Source organism: Haloferax profundi, assembly GCF_001469865.1.
Taxonomy (GTDB): domain Archaea; phylum Halobacteriota; class Halobacteria; order Halobacteriales; family Haloferacaceae; genus Haloferax; species Haloferax profundi.
Window position 1 is genome coordinate 1 of record NZ_LOPV01000319.1, and the last position, 1,078, is coordinate 1,078.

1 protein-coding gene and 1 pseudogene are annotated in these 1,078 nt (G+C 50.9%); one reads left to right on the top strand and one right to left on the bottom strand.

Annotated features, from left to right (window positions below; translation table 11 throughout):
* A pseudogene (locus AUR66_RS22665) lies at positions 1 to 406 on the top strand (hypothetical protein); the annotation flags it as partial.
* Here the strand turns inward: AUR66_RS22665 and AUR66_RS12760 are convergent.
* On the bottom strand, positions 310 to 1,078 hold a 769-nt coding region (locus AUR66_RS12760; RefSeq protein WP_197409778.1), incomplete at its 5' end, for a PD-(D/E)XK nuclease family protein. The pseudogene AUR66_RS22665 and the gene AUR66_RS12760 sit on opposite strands and share 97 nt — an antisense overlap.

A 1,078-nucleotide genomic window follows, 5' to 3' on the forward strand; every position in this document is an offset into this window, starting at 1 on the left:
TCCTGGAGACCGTGTCTTCGTTCACATTCCAAAGAAGGGCTGCGTCGGTGTGGGAGGAGTAACTCAAGAAAGAACTCCGGTCACAGAGTTTGAGGTCAGTGTGAACGGCGAATCAAAGAACATCCTCGATCTTAACCTCGATGCCAGTCGCATGGACGAGAACGCTGATGATGAAAGGAAACGCGAGTATCTCATTGGTGTTGAATGGGATGACAAGCGAGGTGTCTCAGATGCGTACTGTGAGACAGGGATGTACACGAATCAAAACACAGTGACCAAGCTTCGGAACCAGTTCACCCTCAACAGGCTCTACAAGGAGTTCGACGTCGATTCTTTAGCAATCAATTCAGAAAGGTTTGATCCGGTCAAAGGGACAATATCTACACGCTCATCATCAGCAGTGTAGAAGATACTCGCAGTCACGTCTCGGTCCGTGAACCATTCACTCAAGACGTGATAATACACACTCAACTGCTTTCGATACTCGCTCTCAGCATGCCTCCCGAGGTCCGTCTTGAAGTCGACAACCTCCACTACCTCAGGACGAATGTGAACTAAATCAACGACCCCTGAAATCGTCACCTGCTCACCGTCCACAGTAAGCGGGAGATACGCGTCCTCCTCAACTCGCAACTCACCCTCCAGAGAATCAATGAATTCCTTGACGTGCCTCTCATCCTCATTCACAGGCACCACATCGTCTCCGAGCACATAGTCTTCAGCAAACTCGTGTACTCGAGTCCCAAACTCTGCTCCACGTCCATCCTCTACACCCTCAAACACATCGTCACGCATCAGGGTATGTGGCGAGTGACCAACAGGGCCGTCGATAGTCGGAATCGAAATCTCCAGATGCGCTTGCGTTGTCTCACCAACCTCACTCTCCCGCACATCCGGAACCAACTTCACAACCTCAACCGGAAGTTCCTCCAAGAACGTATTCGGGTTCTCGCCACCCGAAAACACGAGATGACTCTCTGCCCGCGTCATTGCTACATAGAGCAGCCGTCGTTCTTCATCATACCCACGCGGCAAACATTTTCGAAGAACGTCACTGCGCCAGTTGTCATGGATATGT